We start from the raw sequence: 19,728 nt of genomic DNA, 5'->3' as shown, positions 1-19,728 counted from the left end.
GCTCGCCCCTCGGTGCGCGGCGCGGGGTGCGTCGATCCCTTCTGCGGTCCTCCCGATACGCTCCCGCCCCTGCCTTGCCCATCTGCTGTCCTTCAGGTGATTTCCCTTTGCTTTCAAGCACTTGCGCCTCTTGCTAAGCGCTTTTCCACAGGCTTGCCACCAAAAGATGTGGATATCCGCCATCGCCCGGACCGGCCAGCGCGCTTGCTTTTCTTGCTGTCGTTCCAGGAAAATCCTTTGAAATCAGGGGCTTGGTGAGCTTGTCCAGCCCTTGTCCACAGGCTTGCCACCAAAAAATGTGGATATCGGCCGCAAAGGCAGGCACCGTCTGGCCCGGCGGATGTTTGCATTGTTCTGCCTCGCCCTGCGCCTGTGCAGGAAAACCCTTGTAAATCAGTTACTTGCCCCGGTTGCCAAGGCCTTGTCCACAGGCTTGCTCCCAGAATATGTGGATATCCCTTCAGCCGGGGCCGGCCCGGATGGATTCGGGTGCCGGACGGCAGTTGCTGGCGCATTTTCCATGCGTTTTCGGCCTGCCTGCCAGCGATTGTTGCGTCCGTGAAAAGTTGTTACGGATCAATGGCTTGGGTGGCTTGTCAAGACCTTCTCCACAGGCTTGCCACCAGAAAATGTGGATAGCGCGCACGGGCCGGCCGTAGAAAGAGCGGCGCTCCCCCTGCCTGTTTTTTGCGCCCGCTCGGGAGGAGCAGGAAAATCCCTTTTGAATCAAGCGCTTGACTGGCTTGCCCAGCGTTTCTCCACAGGCTTGCTCCCAAAAAGTGTGGATATCCGGAAGAATGACTGGCTGGCTTGCTCTGCGGCGATGCCGCGCCGGCACCTGTGCGCGGTGTGCGCTACTCCGTGGCGGTGGCCGAAAAGTCTTTGCAATCAAGGGCTTGAATGGCTTGTCAAAGCCTTGTCCACAAGCTTGCCCCCGGAAAGTGTGGATAAGCGCCGCGCGTTGCCGGGTGTCCGCAAAAATGGGGATAAGCAGACGTGGCGCGGGCCGGTTCAGCCCTGGTCCGGGGCGGTGTAGGGTTCCACGCTGACCGCCTTCATGCTGTAGCTGGAGGCGCCCATGGAGGAATCCGAGCGCTCCACCTTGAGCACACCGCTGATCCAGACGGCGTCCATGGTGCGCACATTCTTGACCGCCTTGGCGCTGCGCACGTGGATGATCTGGTTGGCCGGCGGTGGCGGCACGTGGATGCAGGCGCCGAAGTAGGGCACCAGCAGGAACTCCTTGAGGGCTTCGCCCTCGCGGTCGAGCGAGACCACGAAGCCTGGCAGGCGCACCGGCTTGCCTTCCATGGCGCTGTCCACCGGCGCATCCTTCCAGTATTTCTTGGCCTTCCACAGGGCCGCGTCGGCGCGGGGATCGTCATCGGTGAGCTGGTCCAGCTTCAGGCCCTTGAACGGCGCCATCGGGTCCCAGTCCTTGGGGATCAGCGCCTCCCAGGCAATCTCCTGATAGCCGTTGACCAGTTTGCCTGAGGCCTGGTACGGGCGGTCGGTGACGGCCGGGCTTTGCTTGAGCTGGTCGCCCACCTGATAGGGCGCGCTGGTCGCCGCAGCCACGCCGCTGACGGTGCTGCCGGCGTCGGCACGCGCCGTGACGGCCGGGACGGCGCCAGCCAGCGGGCCGCCGGAACCGGTACTGGCCGTCGCGGCAGTTGTCGGTGCGGCCGCCGGCGGGGCATCGGCGTGGCCCAGCAGCCTGACGCCGGTGCCCACCAGCAGGCCGGCGGCGACGATGCCGCCTATCCAGTAAAGAGTCTTCATCGTGCTACATCCAGATCAGATTTTCGGGGTCAGACCGTCCGACAGGCTCATGCGGTAGGCGCGCAGGCCTGGCAGCAGGCTGGCGACCAGACCGGCCAGCACGGTCCAGAGCAGCAATTGTAATTCGCCCGGGCCTGGCCACGTCGCCTGCAGCAGGATGCCGAAATGCTCCGCCAGCAGCGGCGCCAGTGCCCACTCCAGTACGCTCAGCAGCAGCAGCCCGGCCACCACGCCGGCCAGCATCACGCCGAGGCCCTCCACACACAGCAGCAGGAACACATCCAGCGGGCGCGCGCCCACCGAGCGCAGGATCGCCAGTTCTCGCCGCCGTTCGCCCAGACTGGCCAGGATTGCCGCCACCAGCCCGGCCAGACCGACCACCACCACCATGCCCGAGACCACCAGCAAGGCGTTTTCGCCGATACCCACCACGTCCCACAACTGGTCCAGCGCGACCCCCGGCAAGACCGCCATCAGCGGCTCCCGGAAGCCTTCGCCGTCGGCGATCTCGCGCTGTACGGCAAACACCCGGGCGCGGCTCTTCAGGCCCACCAGCACGGCAGTGATGCTGGTCGGGGTGAGGTCGAACTTCTTCACAAATTCGGCCGGGATATGCAGCCCCGGCAGCGGTGCGCCACCTTCCCAGTCCAGGTGGATGGCCTGCATGCCATCCAGGCCGATATGCACCGTGCGATCGACCGGGGTGCCGGTGCGGGCCAGGATGCCGACCACCCGGAAGGGCTTGTCGGCGTGCTGGGTCAGGCCCAAGCCGCCCATGCCGTGCGACAGGATGATGACGTCGCCCAGCTTGTAGTGCAGCTTGTCGGCCACCTCCGCGCCCAGCACAGCGTCAAACACGCCGCTGAAGGGCTGGCCTTCCGCCAGTTTCAGAGCCTGGCCACTGCCGTAGCGGAAGTGCAGGAAGTAGTCACCATTGGTGGCCAGCACCGGAAAGCCGCGATGCGAATCGCCCAGCGAAATCGGAATGGTCCAGGCCACGGCCGGATTGCGGGCCAGTGTTTGGGCGCTGTCCCAGCCCATGTTGTTGGTGGCGCCACCGATGCGGAAGATGGCGTACAGCATCAGCTGGATGGGACTGGTACGGGCGCCCACCACCAGGTCGGTACCCGACACCGATTGCGAGAATCCGGCCCGCACCTCGTGACGCACCCGCTCGATGCCCAGCAGCATGGTGGTGGACAGGGCGATGGCCAGCAGCATCAGGCCCAGGGTGAAACGACGGTTCCAGGCACTGTGGGCGGCCAGACGCAGCAGCAGCTTCATGCGGCCTCCTCGGGACGGGCGGCGTGGTTGATCTGTTCTAGCGCGATGCGCCGGTCGAAGCGCTCGGCCAGACGCTGGTCGTGGCTGACGAACACCAGGGCCGCGCCGCTTTGCGCGCATTCGCGTTGCAGCAGGTCGAGGAAGCCCTGCTGGCGGTCACTGTCCAGGGCCGAGGTCGGCTCGTCGGCGACGATGATCTCGGGCCGGCCGATCAGCGCGCGCGCCGCCGCCACGCGTTGCTGCTGGCCGATGGAGAGCTGGGTCACCGGCCGCTGCCATAGCGTGGGCGCCAGGTCCAGCGCCGCCAGCAACGCCTGCGCCACCGCCGTCAGGTCGGCCCCCTGCTGGCGCGCGCGCTCCTTGCGGTAGGCCGAGAACTGGCAGGGCAGCAGGACGTTGTCGATGATGGATAGATAGGGCAGCAGGTTGAACTGCTGGAAGATGAAGCCGATGTGATCGACCCGGAAGCGGTCGCGTCGCGCGGCCGACAGTGTGTGCAGGTTCTGCCCCAGCACCGCCACCTGACCGCCCTGGGGCACGACGATGCCGCCGATGGCGGCCAGCAGGGTGCTCTTGCCGCTGCCGCTGGGGCCGCTGACGAAGACATGCTCGCCGGATGCGACCTGCAGGCTGTCCAGTGCCAACGCCGGTTGCTGCTGGCCGGGCCAGGTGAAGCGCAGCGCCTGCATGCTGATGGCGGGCGCGACAGAGGGGACGACGGGAATGACTGCAGGGGAAGGATTCATGACCGACCGTAGAAACGGGAACGCGACCAGGGAACGGGTCGCCAAGGATAGCGGCTGCGGCTGTCAATGCGCTGACGGGGCTGGCTGACCTGGCCAGCCCGACTGCGCGGCGCCAGCGTCGCTCAGTTCAGCGGAACCAGGGCGCTGCCGGGGACCAGTTGCGCGGCGCCCTGCTTCTTGGGGGTGGCCAGTTGTACATCGATGCGCTGGAAGCCCGGGAAGGCCGCGAACAGGCCGCTCACGTCGATCGCGGTGAGCGCGCCGGGGCTGGCGCACACCAGGGTAAAGTCGGCGTCCAGGTCGGCATGGCCGTCGCTGGGCGCGGCCTGGGCGGTGGCGGGGGTCTTTTCGCCCAGCAGGGCCGGCGCCAGGGCGGCCGATTCCAGCTGGATCTCGGCCGGCTTGCACTGAGCCGCGACATCGGTGACGAACAGGCGGTCGGGTGCACGCAGGACCCGGGCGGCGGCGCGTACGGTGTCCTTGTCGCGCCCGCTGGTGGCAGCGTGCTCGAAGCCGACCACGTTGATCAGCGGGGTATCCAGGTGCAGGGTCAGGGTATTGCCTTCCAGCGCCACGTCCAGCTTGCCCACGCCGTGCACGTGCGCCGGATGGTTGCCGTGGTGTTCATGCGCATCGTCAGCCGCCTGCGCGGGCAGGCTGGCCAGGGACAGGAGGAGCAAGGGCAACAGAGGACGGGAGCGGAGCATGGATGGCTTTCTTGTAGGTGGATAAGGGGACGGATGACGCTGGCGCGGCCGCCGGCAGGCGCGACCAGACCGCATTGTCACCCGGCCGGGGAGGAAATTTCAGTGTTGTTACATTCTGCAACAGGGTTGCATTATAATGCGCTCTTTCGCTGTTTCTGCAACTCGGTTGCGCATAGGGCATCCACATGCGGCCCGCCGGGTCGGTCATGGGACTTGCCTGGCCGCCGTCCACTCTTCTCAGGTAGTCTGCCGTGTCGGTTTTCTCTCGTTTATTGTTGAAGCAAGGCGTGCTCGCCAGCCCCTGGTGGCAGCGGGTGCTCGCAGTCCTGCCGGTGCTGCTGCTGTTGTGGCTGGGCGTGCGCTGGGCGCTGGGGGAGGGCTGACATGGATGCCGCCATCTCGCTGGACAACCTGACCGTCAGCTATCGCCGCCATCCGGCCTTGCACCACGTCAACGGCAGTTTCGCACGCGGTTCGCTGACCGCCATCGTCGGCCCCAATGGCGCCGGCAAGAGCACCCTGCTCAAGAGCATGCTGGGCCTGGTGCCCTGCAACGACGGCCGGGTCCATACCCATGTCGATGCGCGCCGCATCGCCTACCTGCCGCAGCAGGCCGAGATCGACCGCAGCTTCCCCATCAATGTGCTGGATTGCGTGCTGCTGGGTTACTGGCAGGCCAAGGGCAACTGGGGCGGCATCGATGCCGCCATGCGCGCACGCGCGGTCCAGGCGCTGGCGGCGGTGGGACTGGACGGCTTTGCCGGGCGGGCGGTGTCGAGCCTGTCGGTGGGGCAGTTCCAGCGCGTGCTGTTTGCCCGCATCCTGCTGCAGGATGCCGAGGTGATCCTGCTGGACGAACCCTTCAATGCCATCGATGCCCGTACCACCGGCGACCTGTTGCGCATCATCTCGGCCTGGCATGCGGAACGTCGTACCGTGATCGCGGTGCTGCACGACCACGACCAGGTGCGTCGTGCCTTCCCGCAGACCCTGCTGCTGGCGCGCAATGTGGTGGCCTGGGGCGAGACGGCCGAGGTGATGTGCGAAGACAACCTGCAGCGCGCCCGTGCCATGGCCGAGGCGGTCGATGAGCACGCCGGCGTGTGCGAGGTCAGCGAAGCCGAAGTGCTGGCGCTGTCCACTGCGCTGCCGCCGGCGCACGAGCATGCACATGCCCATCCGCATGGACCGCATACGCATTCCGTGGCGGCCAAGGGAGGCTTGCAATGAGTGTGCTGGCGAGCTTGCAGGAATGGGCGATCGCGCCTTTCCAGGAATTTTCCTTCATGCGCCGCGCCCTGGTGGCCGCCTTCGCGCTGGCCCTGGGCAGTGCCCCGCTGGGCGTGCTGCTGACCCTGCGCCGCATGAGCCTGTTCGGCGAGGCCCTGAGCCATGCCGTGCTGCCGGGGGTGGCGGTGGGTTTCATCTTCTTCGGCCTGTCGCTGCCCGCCCTGTCGGTCGGCGGGTTTGCCGCCGGTGTGCTGGTGGTGGCGGTGGCCGGCTGGATCAGCCGGCACACCGAGCTCAAGGAAGATGCCAGCCTGGCCGCCATCTATGTGGTGGCACTGGCGCTGGGGGTGATCCTGATCTCGCGCCACGGTACCCAGCTCGATCTGCTGCATATCCTCTTCGGCAATGTGCTGGGCGTGGACAGTGAAGGCCTGGTCCTCATCGCCGGCGTGGCCAGCGCCAGCGTGCTGGGCATTGCCGCCCTGTATCGCGGCCTGCTGCTGGAGAGTTTCGATCCCTCCTACATGGCCGTGGGCAGCCGCAGTGGCGGGGCGATCTACCAGCAGGTGTTCCTGATGCTGGTGGTGATGAACCTGGTGGCGTCGTTCCAGACCCTGGGGACCCTGATGGCTGTGGGGCTGATGATGCTGCCGGCGGTGTCGGCCCGGCTGTGGCACGACACGCTGCCGGCACAGCTGTGCAACAGCGTACTGCAGGCGGCGTTGGCGGGGTATGCCGGGCTGCTCATTTCCTACTACGCCTCGGTGCCGTCCGGGCCGGTCATCATCGTCTGTGCCGGCATGCTGTACGCCGCCTCGTTGCTGTTTGCACCCCGTGGCTGGCTGCCGCGCCTGCTGCGCCGGCCCCACCTGCAGGCTTGAAACCCTTCGTTTTTCCTTCCCCGGAGCTACCATGAAACTGTTTCGCCCCCTCTCTGCGCTGCTGGCCGTGCTGGCCCTGGCGCTCACCCTGCCGGCCGTTGCCGCCGAGCGCATTCCGGTGCTGGCCAGCTTCAGCATCCTGGGCGACATCGTCGCCAACGTCGGCGGCGAGCGCGTCAGCGTTTCCACCCTGGTCGGGCCGGATGAAGACGCCCATGTGTTCCAGCCGGCCCCTGACGATATCAAGGCCGTGTCCCGCGCCCGCCTGATCGTGGTCAACGGCCTGGGCTTCGAAGGCTGGATGGAGCGCCTGGCGCAATCGGCCAACTATCGCGGCCCCATCGTGGTGGCCTCGGCCGGGATCCAGGCCCGCGAACGCGTGGGGGATGACGAGGACGAGCATGATCACGGCGGCGCGCATGCGCACCACGGCAAGGACGATCCGCACGCCTGGCAGGACCCGCAGAACGTGATCGTCTATACCCGCAACATCGCCGCCGCACTGGCCAAGCTGGACCCGGCCGGCGCCGAGGTCTATCGCAGGAACGGCGAGGCCTACGTCGCCAAGCTGCAGGACCTGGACGCCTGGGCGGCCCGCCAGTTCGGCCAGATTCCCGACGCCAAGCGCAAGGTGATCACCTCGCACGATGCCTTCGAATACTTCGGCGCCCGCTACAAGGTGCGCTTCCTGGCGGCCCAGGGTGTGTCCACCGATAGCGAGCCCAGCGCCCGCGATGTCGCCGCCCTGATCCGCCAGATCCGCAACGAAAAGATCAAGGCCCTGTTCTTCGAGAACATGAGCAATCCCAAGCTGCTGCAGCAGATCGCCCGCGAAGCCGGCACCGCCCCGGGTGGCAAGTTGTACGCCGACGCCTTGTCGCCGGCCGGTGGCCCGGCACCGGACTATCTGACGCTCATGCGCTACAACATCACGCAGTTGCTGGAAAAGATTCGTCTGAACTGAGGCCCGAAGCGGGTGTCGGGCGCTGTCTCCCTCCCGAAAGGGCAGGCGGCGTCCAAATCGCGTATGCTGATGGCCCGCGCCGCCAGGCTGGCGGCATGTCCATCAACAACATCAGGAGAATCCCCGCATGAGCACCGTTACCGTCGTCGCCATCATCACTGCCAAGCCCGGCAAGCGTGAAGACCTGCTGGCCCTGGCCCGCGCCAACCTGGCCGCCGTGCGCGCCGAAGCCGGCTGCATCGAATACGGTCTGGTGGTGGATGTCGACGGTTTTGGCCCGAACCAGGCGCCGATGGGGCCGGATACCTTCGCCTTCGTCGAGAAGTGGAAGGACGAGGATGCCCTGCGCCTGCACTTCACCCTGCCGCACATGCTGGATTACCGCGACAAGTCCAAGGACCTGATCGCCGACCGCAAGGTGCACGTGCTCAAGTCGGCCGACTGAAGCGATCCTGCCCCGGCGCCGCCTCAGTGCTCGCCGGGGAAGTCCGCCGGCCAGGTGCGTTGGGCATCGAAGGCGGACGCCTGTCCCATCTGCTTCAACCACATGATGAAGGTCTTGAGCGCCGGGTTGGTCTCGGCGCTGCTGCGATACATCATGTGGAAGCCCTCCCCATGCAGGACCACCTCCGGGAACAGCTGGATCAGCCGGCCGTGGGCGAGGTCGTCATCCACCAGCGCCAAGGTCCCCATGGCCACGCCCAGGTCGGTGGCGGCGGCCTGCAGGCTCAGGAAGAAGTGTTCATAGACGGTGCCCGGCATCTTGCGCCGCACCGCCACGCCAGCCTTGCCCAGCCACTGCGACCAGGCCGCCGAGCGGCTGGAGAGGTGGATCAGCGGCACCTCCACCAGGTCCCGTGGCACCGTGATCTTGTGCGTTTCCAGGAAGTGCGGCGAGGCCAGCGGCACCGAGACGTCATCCAGGAAGCGCACACATTCATAGCCGCTGCGTTCCAGCGGGCTGCGCCAGAGGATCACATCGAACGGATCCTTCACATCCTCGAAATACTCCGACATGGTCGTGGTCACCCTTACCTCGATGCGCGGGTTGTCGATCTGGAACTGCGACAGGCGCGGGATCAGCCAGCGCATGGCCACCGAGGGCGCGGCGATCAGCCGCACCACGCGGCTCTTGCCGGTCAGTGACAGTTGCTCTGCCGCAAGTGCGATGCGGTCCAGACTGGCCTTGACCTCGGCATAGAAGGCCAGGGCCGCTTCTGTGGGCTCCACGCCACGCGACTGGCGTAAAAACAACGGTTGTTCGAAATACTCTTCCAGTGACTTGATCTGCTGGCTGACCGCGCTATGGGTGATGAAAAGTTCATGTGCCGCCAGCGTCAGACTCCGCGTCCGGACTGCCGCTTCGAACACTTTGAGGGCTTTCAACGGGGGCAGGGAAGACGACATGATGTAAGAAAAACTTATAGTGGTGTCGGAAAATGTTGCTTTGCAAACGCCAGGGTCGACCTTATTCTTCAATCACCCAAACGTTAAACAGAAGGAAGTTGCAATGAACTCCGTGAGTATATTGGCAAAAGATGCCGGTTTTTCTAACAATTTGCGCTCGCTGGTCGAGCTGGTGAAGTTTGCCGTTCAGCAAGTCATCGCCGCCCACGCCCTCAAGCCCGTGCGCAACGATGCTGCCGAGATGCAGGATGCCGCCTATTTCGACGGCGTGACCGATCACTTCGAAATGGAAGTCCGTCTGCGTCAACTGGATCACAGCCACCTGCACGCCGTGTGGAAGCTGCAATCGCAGATCTGATACCGGGTCATTCTGATCTCTCGACTCCGAGATGAATCAGCATCGACGGTAGGTCGGCCGCATTCCGGCGCGACGTACAAGTTGAAATACCGCTAGATGTCAGCACTACCTGCAGCACCAGGCCCGATGCGCCTGAAGAAAAAAGAAGAGACCGGTTCCGTATGGTCGGAACCGAAGGCGGCACCAGCCGCAGCCCAGTAGCATCGCACCCCCAGCAGCATCGCAGCCGCGATGCAGGCAGCCCAGCGCCGCAGAACCTGTCCCCGCCATTAGCGGGGATTTGTCGTTTACGGCCCCCGGATTGGCGCCGGCTTTTTACGGGCGCTTCTCCAGCAGCCGCATGGCGCCGAACAACTGCTGCATGCCACTGTGTTCGATGAAGCTCAGGTTATAGGGATGTTCCGCCACGGCACGGGGGAAGGACTGCACCAGCGGCAGGCTGTCCAGCTGTTCGGCGATCTTGCCCCACAGGACGAGGGTGGGCAGGGGCGTCGCCTGTTGTGCACCGTGCTCGGCCAGGGCGCGCAGCACGGTATCGAAGAAGGGCTTCCAGGCCCGGGCATCCTTGACCGGCGCCACGTGGGCGCGGAAGACCAGGCTGGCGTTGAGCAGCAGGAAGCCGTGCGACGTCAGGTTGTCCTGCAGGTCGGCCAGGGTCTGGATGGTGCCGGCGGTATCGGCCTGGGCCTGGGCGGCAATGCCGGCAAGGGCGTCGCCACTGGTCTGGCCGGCCGGCACACGGCCATCGGCCACCAGCAGCATCTTCATGAAATTGCGCAGCGAGGTGGCGCGATTGACCTGCTTGGACAAGCCCTTGTCCGACCATAGCGACCCCACCGCCCCATCCATGAAGCACACACCGGTGGCGCTGGCCGCGCGCGGGTAGGGGCCTTCGCCCACCAGCACGTAACGCACCTGGTCCATGGGCTGGCGGAAGGCGGCGAAGAGCCGGCCTTCGGTGGGCAGGTAGTCATCCTGGGCGAGTGCACCCAGGTAGGCCGGATCGGCCTGCTGGATCGCCTCCAGCCCGGCGCGCAAGGCCGGGTGCCAGGAAGGGTGGGCGCTGTGGATCAGGTCCAGCAGCGCGGTGGGCAGGGCGGGGAAGGGCGTGGCGGCGAGAGTGGCGGTGGACATGGGCGGGAAAGGCAGACGGCCGTAGCGATAAAGTGGCGGCATTGTATACCGCCTGATCGCCAGGCCGGCCTTCCCATGGCGCCTACCCTGCCGCCTGCGTTCAGGCGACGGCCGTATCGCTGCCGGGCGCGCCGAAGAGTTGCTGCTTCAGCACGTGCAACTGGTCGCGGGCGGCGGCCGCCTTTTCGAACTCCAGATTCTTGGCGTGTTCCTGCATCTGCTTTTCCAAGCGCTTGATCTCCTTGCTGATCTGCTTCTCGCTCATGGACTCGTAGTTCTTCTTCTCTTCGGCCACCATCAGCTCGCTGCGCGCCTGGGCCGGGTTGAAGACGCCGTCGATCAGTTCGCGGATTTCCTTCTTGATGCCGGTGGGGACGATGCCGTTGGCTTCGTTGAAGGCCATCTGCTTGGCGCGGCGGCGCTCGGTCTCGCCGATGGCCTTGTGCATGGAGTCGGTCACCACATCGCCATAGAGGATGGCCATGCCGTTGAGGTTACGGGCTGCGCGGCCGATGGTCTGGATCAGGCTGCGTTCGGAACGCAGGAAGCCTTCCTTGTCCGCATCCAGGATCGCCACCAGCGAGACTTCGGGAATGTCCAGCCCTTCGCGCAGCAGGTTGATGCCGACCACCACATCGAAGGTGCCCAGGCGCAGGTCGCGGATGATCTCCACGCGCTCCACGGTGTCGATGTCGCTGTGCAGGTAGCGCACCTTGATACCGTTGTCGGAGAGGAATTCAGTCAGCTGCTCGGCCATGCGCTTGGTCAGCGTGGTCACCAGCACCCGCTCGTCCTTGGCGATACGATCATGGATCTCCTGCATCAGGTCGTCCACCTGGGTGGTGGCAGGGCGCACGGAAATGATCGGATCCACCAGGCCCGTGGGGCGCACCACCTGTTCCACCACCTGGTCGGAATGGGTGTTTTCGTAGTCGGCCGGGGTGGCCGAGACGAAGATGGTCTGGCGCATCTTCTTCTCGAACTCGTCGAACTTCAGCGGCCGGTTGTCGAGCGCCGAGGGCAGGCGGAAGCCATAGTCCACCAGGTTCACCTTGCGCGCACGGTCGCCGTTGTACATGCCGTTCAACTGGCCGATCAGCACGTGCGATTCATCCAGGAACATCACCGCATCCGGCGGCAGGTAGTCCACCAGGGTGGGCGGCGGATCGCCCGGCTTGGCGCCGGAGAGATGGCGCGAGTAGTTCTCGATGCCCTTGGTGAAACCGATCTCGGTCATCATCTCGATGTCGAAGCGGGTGCGCTGTTCCAACCGCTGTTCTTCGATGAGCTTGTTTTCCTTGCGGAAGAATTCCAGGCGCTCGGCCAGTTCCTGCTTGATGGTCTCGATGGCGCGCAGCACCGTGGAGCGCGGCGTGACGTAGTGCGAGCCGGGGTAGATGGTGAAGCGTGGAATCTTCTGGCGCACGCGGCCGGTCAGCGGGTCGAACAGTTGCAGGCTGTCGATCTCGTCGTCGAAGGTCTCGATGCGCACCGCCAGTTCGGCGTGCTCGGCGGGGAACACGTCGATGGTGTCGCCGCGTACGCGGAAGGTGCCACGGCCGAAGTCCACTTCGTTGCGGGTGTACTGCATCTGGATCAGGCGGGCGATGACGTCGCGCTGCGAAACCTTGTCCTTGGCGCGCAGGGTCAGGATCATCTGGTGGTATTCGTTGGGATTACCGATACCGTAGATGGCCGAGACGGTGGCCACGATCACCACGTCGCGCCGTTCCATCAGCGACTTGGTGCAGGACAGGCGCATCTGCTCGATGTGTTCGTTGATCGAGGAATCCTTCTCGATGAACAGGTCGCGCTGGGGGACGTAGGCTTCGGGCTGGTAATAGTCGTAGTAGCTGACGAAGTATTCCACCGCATTGTGCGGGAAGAATTCGCGGAACTCGCTGTAGAGCTGCGCCGCCAGCGTCTTGTTGGGCGCGAACACGATGGCCGGGCGCCCCAGGCGGGCGATGGTATTGGCCATGGTGTAGGTCTTGCCCGAGCCGGTCACCCCCAGCAGGGTCTGGTAGAACAGACCGTCGTGGACGCCTTCGACCAGCTTGTCGATGGCCGCCGGCTGGTCGCCGGCCGGCGGGAAGACCTGGTAGAGCTTGAAGGGCGAGCCGGGAAAGGTGATGAACTTGCTCTCGTCCAGCTCGGTGCTAATGGGGGTCAGTTCTGCCATGGTGTCGCTCGCCTCTGTCGCTCGATTGCTCGGTGGGCCGCCGCAGTGCGCAGGGTGGCAGCAATGCCCGGATTCGGGGCATTGCACGCAGGCAATGTGGTGGCGTGAATATTCATCAAATGCTGCCGGGATGTGGAAGTTCAAGACGCAAACGGCATGCCGGCATGGCACCGGCCCGACGCAAAGCCGCGTCAGCCGGCAGCTCATCCGCAGCGGATCCTTGTACCGTGGGGGCCGGGATATGTCGTTTATGCATGGCTCCATGCAGATTCAGCTGGCAAATGGGACTGGCTGTGTCTGTGATTGGGCATCCACATTTGTTAGAATGCAGTGTTGCAAAAAGGTGCATGTCCAGTCGCCTCGGACTGCATCCATTTCCTTCTGCAGCGCTTTGTTGCAGCTAACTTTTCATGTTATCACGATGAACGCACCTGTCTCCGCCTCCCTGTTTTCCGCCATCGAAATGGCGCCACGCGACCCTATCCTGGGCGTGACCGAAGCCTATAACGCCGACCAGAACCCGGCCAAGACCAATCTGGGCGTGGGTGTCTACTACGACGACAACGGCAAGGTCCCCCTGCTGGAATGCGTGAAGAAAGCCGAGGCGGAACTGGCGGCCAAGCTGGCCCCGCGTACCTACCTGCCCATCGACGGTCTGGCCACCTACGACCGCGCCGTGCAGGAACTGGTCTTCGGCGCCGGCAGCGCCGTGGTGACCGAAAAGCGTGCGATCACCGTGCAGGCCCTGGGCGGCACCGGTGCCCTGAAGCTGGGCGCCGACTTCCTGAAGCACTTCTCGCCGGCCGGCACCGAAGTCTGGATCAGCGACCCGAGCTGGGAAAACCACCGCGCCCTGTTCGAGATGGCCGGCTTCAAGGTCAATGCCTATCCCTACTATGACCCGTCGACCCGCGGCGTGAACTTCGCCGGCATGCTGGACGCCTTGAAGACCATGAAGGCTGGTTCGGTCGTGCTGCTGCACGCCTGCTGCCACAACCCCACCGGCGCTGATCTGACCGACGACCAGTGGACCCAGGTCATTGAAGTGGTGACCTCGCGCGGCCTGGTCCCGTTCCTGGACATGGCCTACCAGGGCTTTGGCGACGGTATCGCCGAAGATGGCCAGGTGGTGCGCCGCTTCGCCGAAGCCGGCGGCCCGCTGTTCGTGTCGAACTCCTTCTCCAAGTCCTTCTCGCTGTATGGCGAACGCGTGGGCGCACTGTCCATTGCCGCCGCCAGCGCCGAGGAGGCCGCCCGCGTGCTGTCGCAACTGAAGCGCGTGGTCCGCACCAACTACTCCAACCCGCCGATCCACGGTGGCCAGGTGGTCGCCACCGCCCTGGCATCGCCCGAACTGCGCAAGCTGTGGGAAGACGAGCTGGCCGAGATGCGTGTGCGCATCCGCGAAATGCGTCAGCTGCTGGTCGCCAAGCTGAAGGAAAAGGCGCCCAGCCACGACTTCGATTTCGTCACCCGTCAGCGCGGCATGTTCTCCTACTCGGGCCTGACCAAGGCCCAGGTGGATCGCCTGCGCAACGAGTTCTCGATCTACGCCGTCGACACCGGCCGCATCTGCGTGGCCGCGTTGAACAGCAAGAACATCGACGCCGTCGTCAACGCCATCGCCAAGGTGCTGTAATGCGCTTTCCCGCCTTGTCTGCGGATGGGGCGGGAGCGGCATTTCTCCTATGAGGAAATGGCCGTTTCCCTGAAAAAAGTTTTGACATGAAGTAAAAATCGGGTCATAATCTTTTTCTCAGCTGTTCCCTGATAGCTCAGTCGGTAGAGCGACGGACTGTTAATCCGCAGGTCCCTGGTTCGAGTCCAGGTCGGGGAGCCAAAGAATGCGAAGGCCTCGCAAGCAATTGCGGGGCCTTTTCAATGTGTGTGAGGCCTGTGATGCAGGTCTTGCGCAAGGGCGGCAGGGCTATGCCGCCACGATGCAGAACGGTGTAAAAAATTTTCGTTTTCCTCTCTGGTCATTCGGAAAAAAATCGTTCATAATCGCGCCCTCAATTGATCCCTGATAGCTCAGTCGGTAGAGCGACGGACTGTTAATCCGCAGGTCCCTGGTTCGAGTCCAGGTCGGGGAGCCAGAATACGAAAGCCTCGCAAGTTTCTTGCGGGGCTTTTTTGTTTTTGTCCTACGGTCATTGCAGCCGTGTTGGGTGCTGCGCCAGATTTTGGCTCAATTGAGCTAGAATATGGCGCATGACGACGCTCGCCGATGCTCTCTTCTCCAAATCCACGCAAGCCATTCTGGGGCAGCTTTTCCTGCATCCGGAAGGGATGCATCTGCGTGCCTTGATGAGCAGCACCGGCCTTGGGTCAGCCTCGGCCCAGCGTGAACTGGGCAAGCTGACCGGCGCCGGATTGCTGCTCAAGGAAGAGATGGGCAGGGTGCAGTTGTACAAGCCCAATCCGGCCTCTCCGATTTTTTCGGAATTGAGCGCCATCGTGCGCAAGACCTTTGGCGTGGCTGACGCCATCAGAGCTATGCTCCTGCCTTTCGCAGCGCGCATCGACCGGGCTTTCATCTATGGGTCGGTGGCCAAGGGGCAGGACACCGCCGCCAGCGATATCGACCTGTTGATGGTGGCAGACGACCTGGGTAGCGCTGATCTCTACCCGGAACTGGTCGCGCTGGAATCCCGCCTGGGCAGGAAGATTTCGTTGAAGGTCTATCGTCCTGTCGAATTCCAGAAGAAGCTGGCTTCCCGGCATCACTTTCTCATGGCGGTGATGGCGGGGCCGGTCATCGACCTGATCGGAGTGCAGGATGGGCATCAATGAGCTGGAAAACCTTCTACGGCTTGGTCAACTGAAGGCGGAGCCTCCCACGAGCGCAGAAATCGAGATCCATCTGCAAAGCGGTCGTGATCGCCTGCGCGATGCCCTGGTGCCCGGCTTATCGCTGTCAAGCCGGTTTCTGCTGGGCTATAGCGCGGCCTACGCCTTTGCTCTGGCGGCGCTACGTCGCCAGGGATTTCGTCCGGCGAACCGCTACGTCGTATTCCAGTGCCTGCCGCATACGCTGGGCGTGGGACCGGAGATCTGGCGGCTCCTGGGCCAGGCCCACGACGTGCGCAACGGCTTTGAATATGAGGGCAGTGACGAGGTGACGGAGGACCTCGGGCTCCAGGTCATCCGTTGCGCCGAAGTGTTGGACAGATTGCTGTAGCCCTGGCCACCCGCAGGGTGCTGCCGCGCTTCAATCCTGCCCCCTCAAACGCTGCTAGAATCGGCATCCCCTCCGAACAGCCAGGACATTCCCATGAGCGAACCCATTCGTCTGACCCAGTACAGCCATGGTGCCGGTTGCGGCTGCAAGATTTCGCCGCAGGTGCTGGAAGTGATCCTCGCCGGTAGCGGCGCCCAGCATCTGGACCCCAAGCTGTGGGTGGGCAACGCCTCCCGCGATGACGCTGCCGTCTATGCCATCGACGAAGAGCGTGGCGTGGTCTCCACCACCGATTTCTTCATGCCCATCGTCGACGATCCCTTCGACTTCGGACGCATCGCCGCGACCAATGCCATCAGCGACATCTACGCCATGGGCGGCGACCCGCTGATGGCCATCGCCATCCTCGGCTGGCCGGTCAATGTGCTGCCGCCGGAGGTGGCGCGTGACGTGGTGCGCGGCGGCCGCGCGGCCTGCGATGCGGCTGGCATCCCGCTGGCCGGTGGCCATTCCATCGATGCGCCGGAGCCCATCTTCGGCCTGGCCGTGACGGGCGTGGTCGACAAGCGCACCATGAAGCGCAATGACACCGCCACCGCCGGCTGCCTGCTCTATCTCACCAAACCGCTGGGCATCGGCATCCTTACCACCGCCGAGAAAAAGGGCAAGCTGCGTGCCGAAGACGTGGGCAGCGCGCGTGACTGGATGTGCAAGCTCAACCAGCCCGGCAGCCGCTTCGGCAAGCTGGCCGGGGTGACCGCCATGACCGATGTGACCGGCTTCGGCCTGCTGGGTCACCTGGTCGAGATGTGCGACGGCAGTGGCCTGACGGCGCGCATCGAATCGGGTCGCGTACCCAGCCTGCCGGGCGTGCCGTATTACCTGGCCGAAGGCTGCGTGCCGGGTGGCACCCTGCGTAATTTCGAGAGCTATGGCGCCCGGATCAGCCCGCTGAGCGATAGCCAGAAGCACCTGCTGTGCGACCCGCAGACCAGCGGCGGCTTGCTGGTGGCGGTGCGCCCCGATGCCAATCCCGAATTCCTCGCCACGGCGGCTGCGCTGGGTCTGGAGCTGGCCCCCATCGGCGAGCTGGTGGAACGACAGCGATACGCCGTCGAGATCCTCTGATGGCCGATATCCAGCCCAGTCAGGCGCTGTTTCTGGCCGATACGCCCATGCTCGATGCGCGGGCGCCGGTGGAATTCGGCAAGGGTGCGTTTCCGACGGCAGTGAACCTGCCGCTGATGAACGATAGCGAGCGCCATCAGGTCGGCCTGCGCTACAAGGAAGAGGGGCAGCAATCGGCCATCGAACTGGGGCACCAGCTGGTCAGCGGCCCGGTCAAGGAAGCGCGCATTGCCGCCTGGGCGCGATTTGCGCAGGCGCATCCTGAGGGCTGCCTGTACTGTTTTCGCGGCGGTCTGCGCTCGCAGATCACCCAGCAATGGTTGAAAAGTGAAGCCGGGATCGCCTATCCCCGCGTGGCTGGCGGCTACAAGGCGCTGCGGCATTTCCTCATGCAGTCCATCGAAGAGGCGCTGGCGCAGTGCCAGTTCGTGGTAGTGGGCGGCATGACCGGCAGCGGCAAGACCGATGTGCTGCTGCAGCTGGACAATGCGCTGGATCTGGAAGCCTACGCCAACCACCGTGGCTCCAGCTTCGGCAAGCGCGCTTCGGCGCAGCCGGCACCCATCGATTTCGAGCACCGGCTGGCGATTGCCATGATCAAGCTGCGTGCGCAGGGCCATCACTGGTTCGCGCTGGAAGACGAGAGCCGCCTGATCGGTGCCTGCGCCTTGCCGCTGGCGCTGCACCAGCGCATGCAGAGTCTGCCCATGGTGTGGCTGGAAGACAGCCGGGCAGGGCGCGTGGAGCGCATCCTGCGCGATTATGTCAGTGGCTTGAGCGAGGAGTATCTGGCGCTGGACCCGCGTCACGGTTTCGAACGCTATCGGGCCCATTTGCTGGCCGCGCTGGGCAAGCTGGTCAAGCGCCTGGGCGACCAGCGCTACCGGCAGTTGCTGCAGCTGATGGAAACTGCCCTGGCGCGCCAGGAGAAAGATGGTGTGGTCGACCTGCACCGGGCCTGGATCGAGTCCCTGCTGACGGATTACTACGACCCGGTCTATGCCTTCCAGCGCGAAGCCAAACGTTCGCGCCTGCTATTTGCGGGCAACCAGGCCGAGGTGGTCGACTTCCTGCGCCAGCATCGGCCGCAGCCCAGGTCGATGGCGCAAGCCCCGGCCTGAGCAGGCCCTAGAACAGGGCCACGGCAGCCAGACCGCTGGCCGCACCGATCAGGATTGTCATGACGGTCACCGTCACCAGCACGCGTGGCGTGAAGGAGCTGCGCAGCATCAGTAGCGAGGGCAGGCTGATGCTGGGCAGTGTCATCAGCAGCGCCACCGCCGGACCGACGGCCATGCCCAGGGACAGCATGGATTGCACGATGGGGATTTCGGCTGCCGTCGGGATCACGAACAGCGTGCCGACCACGGCCAGCGCCACGATCCACAGCAGGCTGTTGCCCATGCTGGCATCCACCTGCGGGAACAGCCACACACGGGCTGCGCCCAGGGCCAGGACCACCACGATGTAGATCGGGATCGTGCTCCAGAACAATTGCCAGAGTTGACGACCCCAGCGAAGCAGGAAGGGGCGGGCGCTGTCTGCCTGTTCGCCCTGATCTGCCTGGGCTACGGCATCCAGTGCGGCTTGCGGCAGAGCCGCTGACTGCGCCTGGGCCTGCGAAACGCGCTGCGCCACCAGCGCCACCCCCACCACCAGCAAGATACCCGCCACCAGCCGCAGCGCAGCCATCTGCCAGCCCAGCACGAAGCCCATGAATACCAGCGTGGCCGGATTGAGCACCGGGTTGGCGATCCAGAAGGCCAGCGCGGCCCCGACCGATACCTGCTGGCGGCGCATGCCGGCCACCACGGGCGCGGCGCAGCAGCTGCACATCATGCCGGGCAGTGCAAACAGGCCGCCACGCAGGGTGGAGCCCAGACCGGCGCGGCCGAAGACGCGCAACAGCCAGTCGCGCGGAACCAGGACCTGTACCAGCGACCCCAGCAATACGCCCAGTACGGCGGCCTTCCAGATCGCTGCGAAGTAGACGCCGGCATATTCCAGCGCCGCCGACCACGGCGCCGTCGGCGCGTTGGCCAGGATGGACGCGCCGATGCTGTGTTTGTCGGCGGCCACAAAAGACTTCAGGTAATACGGGGACCATTTGACGTAATACAGGCCGATGGCTGCCACCAGCACGAACAGCAGGGGTTTGAGCCAAGGGACTGCCGGGCGCGATGGTGGCAGGGAGGGAGTGGTATTCATGGTTGAAGCATGGGAATGGACGAATGCGCGCATGATACGCGTGCCGGCGCGCTACGTCAGGTGCGGCCAGCATGTCGTACAACTTCATCTGGTGCGAAGGCGCTTCTAACCCGTTTGAAGGATCCACACGAGCGGCTGCCGGGGCGTGTGAATGTTGCGGGAAATGGCCCAGAGGCCCGCGCCGATGGTGGGATTCAGGCCTCTGCCCGGGGGCATTCGGCGGTCCGGCGCGGAAAAGCATTCATCGCTTGCGGTTGGCTTTCTTCCTGTTATACTGCGCGTGCTGTTGTATGACGTCTTATAACAATTCAATCGATACCCATCAACAACAATACGTCAAGGGATGTCCGCGCCCACCGGGCCGGTCCTGCAAGGCGAGTCGAGACCTGGAGAAAGCAATTGGCGCAAAGCAATGACACCGGCCTGGCCGGCGGGGCGGGCAAGCCCACCCATATCCGTTACCTGATCCTGTTCCTGCTGTTCGTGGTGACCACGGTCAATTATGCCGACCGCGCCACCCTGTCCATCGCCGGCTC

General features: G+C 64.5%; 18 protein-coding genes, 2 tRNA genes and 1 pseudogene. 13 read left to right on the top strand and 8 right to left on the bottom strand.

Features of this window, described 5'->3' with window-relative positions:
• Positions 1–1,011 precede the first annotated feature (1,011 nt).
• The 4 genes from VE092_RS15755 to VE092_RS15740 all read right to left on the bottom strand — a co-directional run bounded on the left by VE092_RS15755 (position 1,012) and on the right by VE092_RS15740 (position 4,519).
• On the bottom strand, positions 1,012–1,782 hold the full coding sequence (locus VE092_RS15755) for a DUF3299 domain-containing protein (RefSeq protein ID WP_324878309.1): 771 nt from the start codon (positions 1,780–1,782) through the stop codon (positions 1,012–1,014).
• A 15-nt stretch (positions 1,783–1,797) separates the two neighbouring features.
• Positions 1,798–3,066 (bottom strand): ABC transporter permease, encoded by a 1,269-nt coding sequence (locus VE092_RS15750; protein WP_324878307.1) that lies wholly within the window; start codon positions 3,064–3,066, stop codon positions 1,798–1,800.
• The gene (locus VE092_RS15745; protein WP_414653504.1) at positions 3,063–3,755 is read right to left on the bottom strand and encodes an ABC transporter ATP-binding protein; all 693 of its coding nucleotides are present in this window, start codon (positions 3,753–3,755) and stop codon (positions 3,063–3,065) included. The genes VE092_RS15750 and VE092_RS15745 overlap by 4 nt, the downstream gene beginning before the upstream one ends.
• A 179-nt stretch (positions 3,756–3,934) precedes the next feature.
• Positions 3,935–4,519 (bottom strand): DUF2796 domain-containing protein, encoded by a 585-nt coding sequence (locus VE092_RS15740; protein WP_324878303.1) that lies wholly within the window; start codon positions 4,517–4,519, stop codon positions 3,935–3,937.
• A 384-nt stretch (positions 4,520–4,903) separates the two neighbouring features.
• Between VE092_RS15740 and VE092_RS15735 the strand changes: the two genes are divergently transcribed.
• From VE092_RS15735 to VE092_RS15720, 4 genes are all read left to right on the top strand, one after another.
• The gene (locus tag VE092_RS15735; protein ID WP_324878301.1) at positions 4,904–5,749 is read left to right on the top strand and encodes a metal ABC transporter ATP-binding protein; all 846 of its coding nucleotides are present in this window, start codon (positions 4,904–4,906) and stop codon (positions 5,747–5,749) included.
• Positions 5,746–6,630 (top strand): metal ABC transporter permease, encoded by an 885-nt coding sequence (locus tag VE092_RS15730; RefSeq protein ID WP_324878300.1) that lies wholly within the window; start codon positions 5,746–5,748, stop codon positions 6,628–6,630. Before VE092_RS15735 ends, VE092_RS15730 begins: the two co-directional genes overlap by 4 nt.
• A gap of 31 nt (positions 6,631–6,661) precedes the next feature.
• Complete coding sequence (locus VE092_RS15725) at positions 6,662–7,594, top strand: metal ABC transporter substrate-binding protein (RefSeq protein ID WP_324878298.1); 933 nt, start codon at positions 6,662–6,664, stop codon at positions 7,592–7,594.
• 127 nt (positions 7,595–7,721) lie between these two features.
• Positions 7,722–8,039 (top strand): putative quinol monooxygenase, encoded by a 318-nt coding sequence (locus VE092_RS15720; RefSeq protein ID WP_006712853.1) that lies wholly within the window; start codon positions 7,722–7,724, stop codon positions 8,037–8,039.
• Between the two features lie 23 nt (positions 8,040–8,062).
• Here VE092_RS15720 and VE092_RS15715 read toward each other — a convergent pair whose 3' ends face one another.
• The gene (locus VE092_RS15715) at positions 8,063–9,001 is read right to left on the bottom strand and encodes a LysR substrate-binding domain-containing protein (protein ID WP_324878295.1); all 939 of its coding nucleotides are present in this window, start codon (positions 8,999–9,001) and stop codon (positions 8,063–8,065) included.
• A 103-nt stretch (positions 9,002–9,104) separates the two neighbouring features.
• Between VE092_RS15715 and VE092_RS15710 the strand changes: the two genes are divergently transcribed.
• Positions 9,105–9,359, top strand: coding sequence for a hypothetical protein (locus VE092_RS15710; RefSeq protein ID WP_077236434.1), 255 nt, complete (start codon positions 9,105–9,107; stop codon positions 9,357–9,359).
• 315 nt (positions 9,360–9,674) lie between these two features.
• Here the strand turns inward: VE092_RS15710 and VE092_RS15705 are convergent, their stop codons facing one another.
• Both VE092_RS15705 and uvrB read right to left on the bottom strand, forming a co-directional pair.
• Entirely contained in the window at positions 9,675–10,493 is an 819-nt protein-coding gene (locus VE092_RS15705; protein WP_324878383.1) for a uracil-DNA glycosylase, read from the bottom strand.
• Between the two features lie 100 nt (positions 10,494–10,593).
• Positions 10,594–12,675 carry an excinuclease ABC subunit UvrB gene (uvrB, locus tag VE092_RS15700; protein WP_324878291.1) on the bottom strand — a complete coding sequence of 694 codons (2,082 nt, stop codon included), beginning with the start codon at positions 12,673–12,675 and terminating at the stop codon, positions 10,594–10,596.
• A 421-nt stretch (positions 12,676–13,096) separates the two neighbouring features.
• On the opposite strand from uvrB, the gene VE092_RS15695 reads away from it, so the two are divergent.
• The 7 genes from VE092_RS15695 (at position 13,097) to mnmH (ending at position 18,105) form a co-directional block, all read left to right on the top strand.
• Positions 13,097–14,314, top strand: coding sequence for an aromatic amino acid transaminase (locus VE092_RS15695; protein ID WP_077236436.1), 1,218 nt, complete (start codon positions 13,097–13,099; stop codon positions 14,312–14,314).
• 125 nt (positions 14,315–14,439) lie between these two features.
• A tRNA-Asn gene (locus tag VE092_RS15690) sits at positions 14,440–14,515 on the top strand.
• A gap of 180 nt (positions 14,516–14,695) precedes the next feature.
• A tRNA-Asn gene (locus VE092_RS15685) sits at positions 14,696–14,771 on the top strand.
• A gap of 115 nt (positions 14,772–14,886) precedes the next feature.
• Entirely contained in the window at positions 14,887–15,468 is a 582-nt protein-coding gene (locus tag VE092_RS15680; RefSeq protein WP_324878288.1) for a nucleotidyltransferase domain-containing protein, read from the top strand.
• A complete protein-coding gene (locus tag VE092_RS15675; protein WP_324878286.1) occupies positions 15,455–15,856 on the top strand; it encodes a hypothetical protein in 402 nt (133 codons plus the stop codon). The genes VE092_RS15680 and VE092_RS15675 overlap by 14 nt, the downstream gene beginning before the upstream one ends.
• 93 nt (positions 15,857–15,949) lie before the next feature.
• Complete coding sequence (selD, locus tag VE092_RS15670; RefSeq protein ID WP_324878284.1) at positions 15,950–16,984, top strand: selenide, water dikinase SelD; 1,035 nt, start codon at positions 15,950–15,952, stop codon at positions 16,982–16,984.
• Entirely contained in the window at positions 16,984–18,105 is a 1,122-nt protein-coding gene (gene mnmH / locus VE092_RS15665) for a tRNA 2-selenouridine(34) synthase MnmH (RefSeq protein ID WP_324878282.1), read from the top strand. Before selD ends, mnmH begins: the two co-directional genes overlap by 1 nt.
• Positions 18,106–18,112: 7 nt before the next feature.
• On the opposite strand, the gene VE092_RS15660 is transcribed toward mnmH, so the two are convergent.
• Positions 18,113–19,192 carry a permease gene (locus VE092_RS15660; RefSeq protein ID WP_324878280.1) on the bottom strand — a complete coding sequence of 360 codons (1,080 nt, stop codon included), beginning with the start codon at positions 19,190–19,192 and terminating at the stop codon, positions 18,113–18,115.
• A 300-nt stretch (positions 19,193–19,492) separates the two neighbouring features.
• On the opposite strand from VE092_RS15660, the pseudogene VE092_RS23175 reads away from it, so the two are divergent.
• Positions 19,493–19,728, top strand: a pseudogene (locus VE092_RS23175) (hypothetical protein); the annotation flags it as partial.

The organism is Herbaspirillum sp. (assembly GCF_035644555.1).
Classification (GTDB): Bacteria; Pseudomonadota; Gammaproteobacteria; order Burkholderiales; family Burkholderiaceae_D; genus Herbaspirillum.
The sequence above is the reverse complement of the archived record's forward strand: the minus strand, read 5'-3'. Positions and strand labels throughout refer to the sequence as shown.

Coding starts and splice junctions, on each gene's coding strand:
- VE092_RS15725 (WP_324878298.1), top strand. CDS start 6,662: ATGAAACTGTTTCGCCCCCTCTCTGCGCTGCTGGCCGTGCTGGCCCTG.
- VE092_RS15715 (WP_324878295.1), bottom strand. CDS start 9,001: ATGTCGTCTTCCCTGCCCCCGTTGAAAGCCCTCAAAGTGTTCGAAGCG.
- VE092_RS15750 (WP_324878307.1), bottom strand. CDS start 3,066: ATGAAGCTGCTGCTGCGTCTGGCCGCCCACAGTGCCTGGAACCGTCGT.
- VE092_RS15755 (WP_324878309.1), bottom strand. CDS start 1,782: ATGAAGACTCTTTACTGGATAGGCGGCATCGTCGCCGCCGGCCTGCTG.
- VE092_RS15675 (WP_324878286.1), top strand. CDS start 15,455: ATGGGCATCAATGAGCTGGAAAACCTTCTACGGCTTGGTCAACTGAAG.
- VE092_RS15710 (WP_077236434.1), top strand. CDS start 9,105: ATGAACTCCGTGAGTATATTGGCAAAAGATGCCGGTTTTTCTAACAAT.
- VE092_RS15720 (WP_006712853.1), top strand. CDS start 7,722: ATGAGCACCGTTACCGTCGTCGCCATCATCACTGCCAAGCCCGGCAAG.
- uvrB (WP_324878291.1), bottom strand. CDS start 12,675: ATGGCAGAACTGACCCCCATTAGCACCGAGCTGGACGAGAGCAAGTTC.
- mnmH (WP_324878282.1), top strand. CDS start 16,984: ATGGCCGATATCCAGCCCAGTCAGGCGCTGTTTCTGGCCGATACGCCC.
- VE092_RS15735 (WP_324878301.1), top strand. CDS start 4,904: ATGGATGCCGCCATCTCGCTGGACAACCTGACCGTCAGCTATCGCCGC.
- VE092_RS15705 (WP_324878383.1), bottom strand. CDS start 10,493: ATGTCCACCGCCACTCTCGCCGCCACGCCCTTCCCCGCCCTGCCCACC.
- VE092_RS15680 (WP_324878288.1), top strand. CDS start 14,887: ATGACGACGCTCGCCGATGCTCTCTTCTCCAAATCCACGCAAGCCATT.
- VE092_RS15660 (WP_324878280.1), bottom strand. CDS start 19,192: ATGAATACCACTCCCTCCCTGCCACCATCGCGCCCGGCAGTCCCTTGG.
- VE092_RS15730 (WP_324878300.1), top strand. CDS start 5,746: ATGAGTGTGCTGGCGAGCTTGCAGGAATGGGCGATCGCGCCTTTCCAG.
- VE092_RS15695 (WP_077236436.1), top strand. CDS start 13,097: ATGAACGCACCTGTCTCCGCCTCCCTGTTTTCCGCCATCGAAATGGCG.
- VE092_RS15740 (WP_324878303.1), bottom strand. CDS start 4,519: ATGCTCCGCTCCCGTCCTCTGTTGCCCTTGCTCCTCCTGTCCCTGGCC.
- selD (WP_324878284.1), top strand. CDS start 15,950: ATGAGCGAACCCATTCGTCTGACCCAGTACAGCCATGGTGCCGGTTGC.
- VE092_RS15745 (WP_414653504.1), bottom strand. CDS start 3,755: ATGCAGGCGCTGCGCTTCACCTGGCCCGGCCAGCAGCAACCGGCGTTG.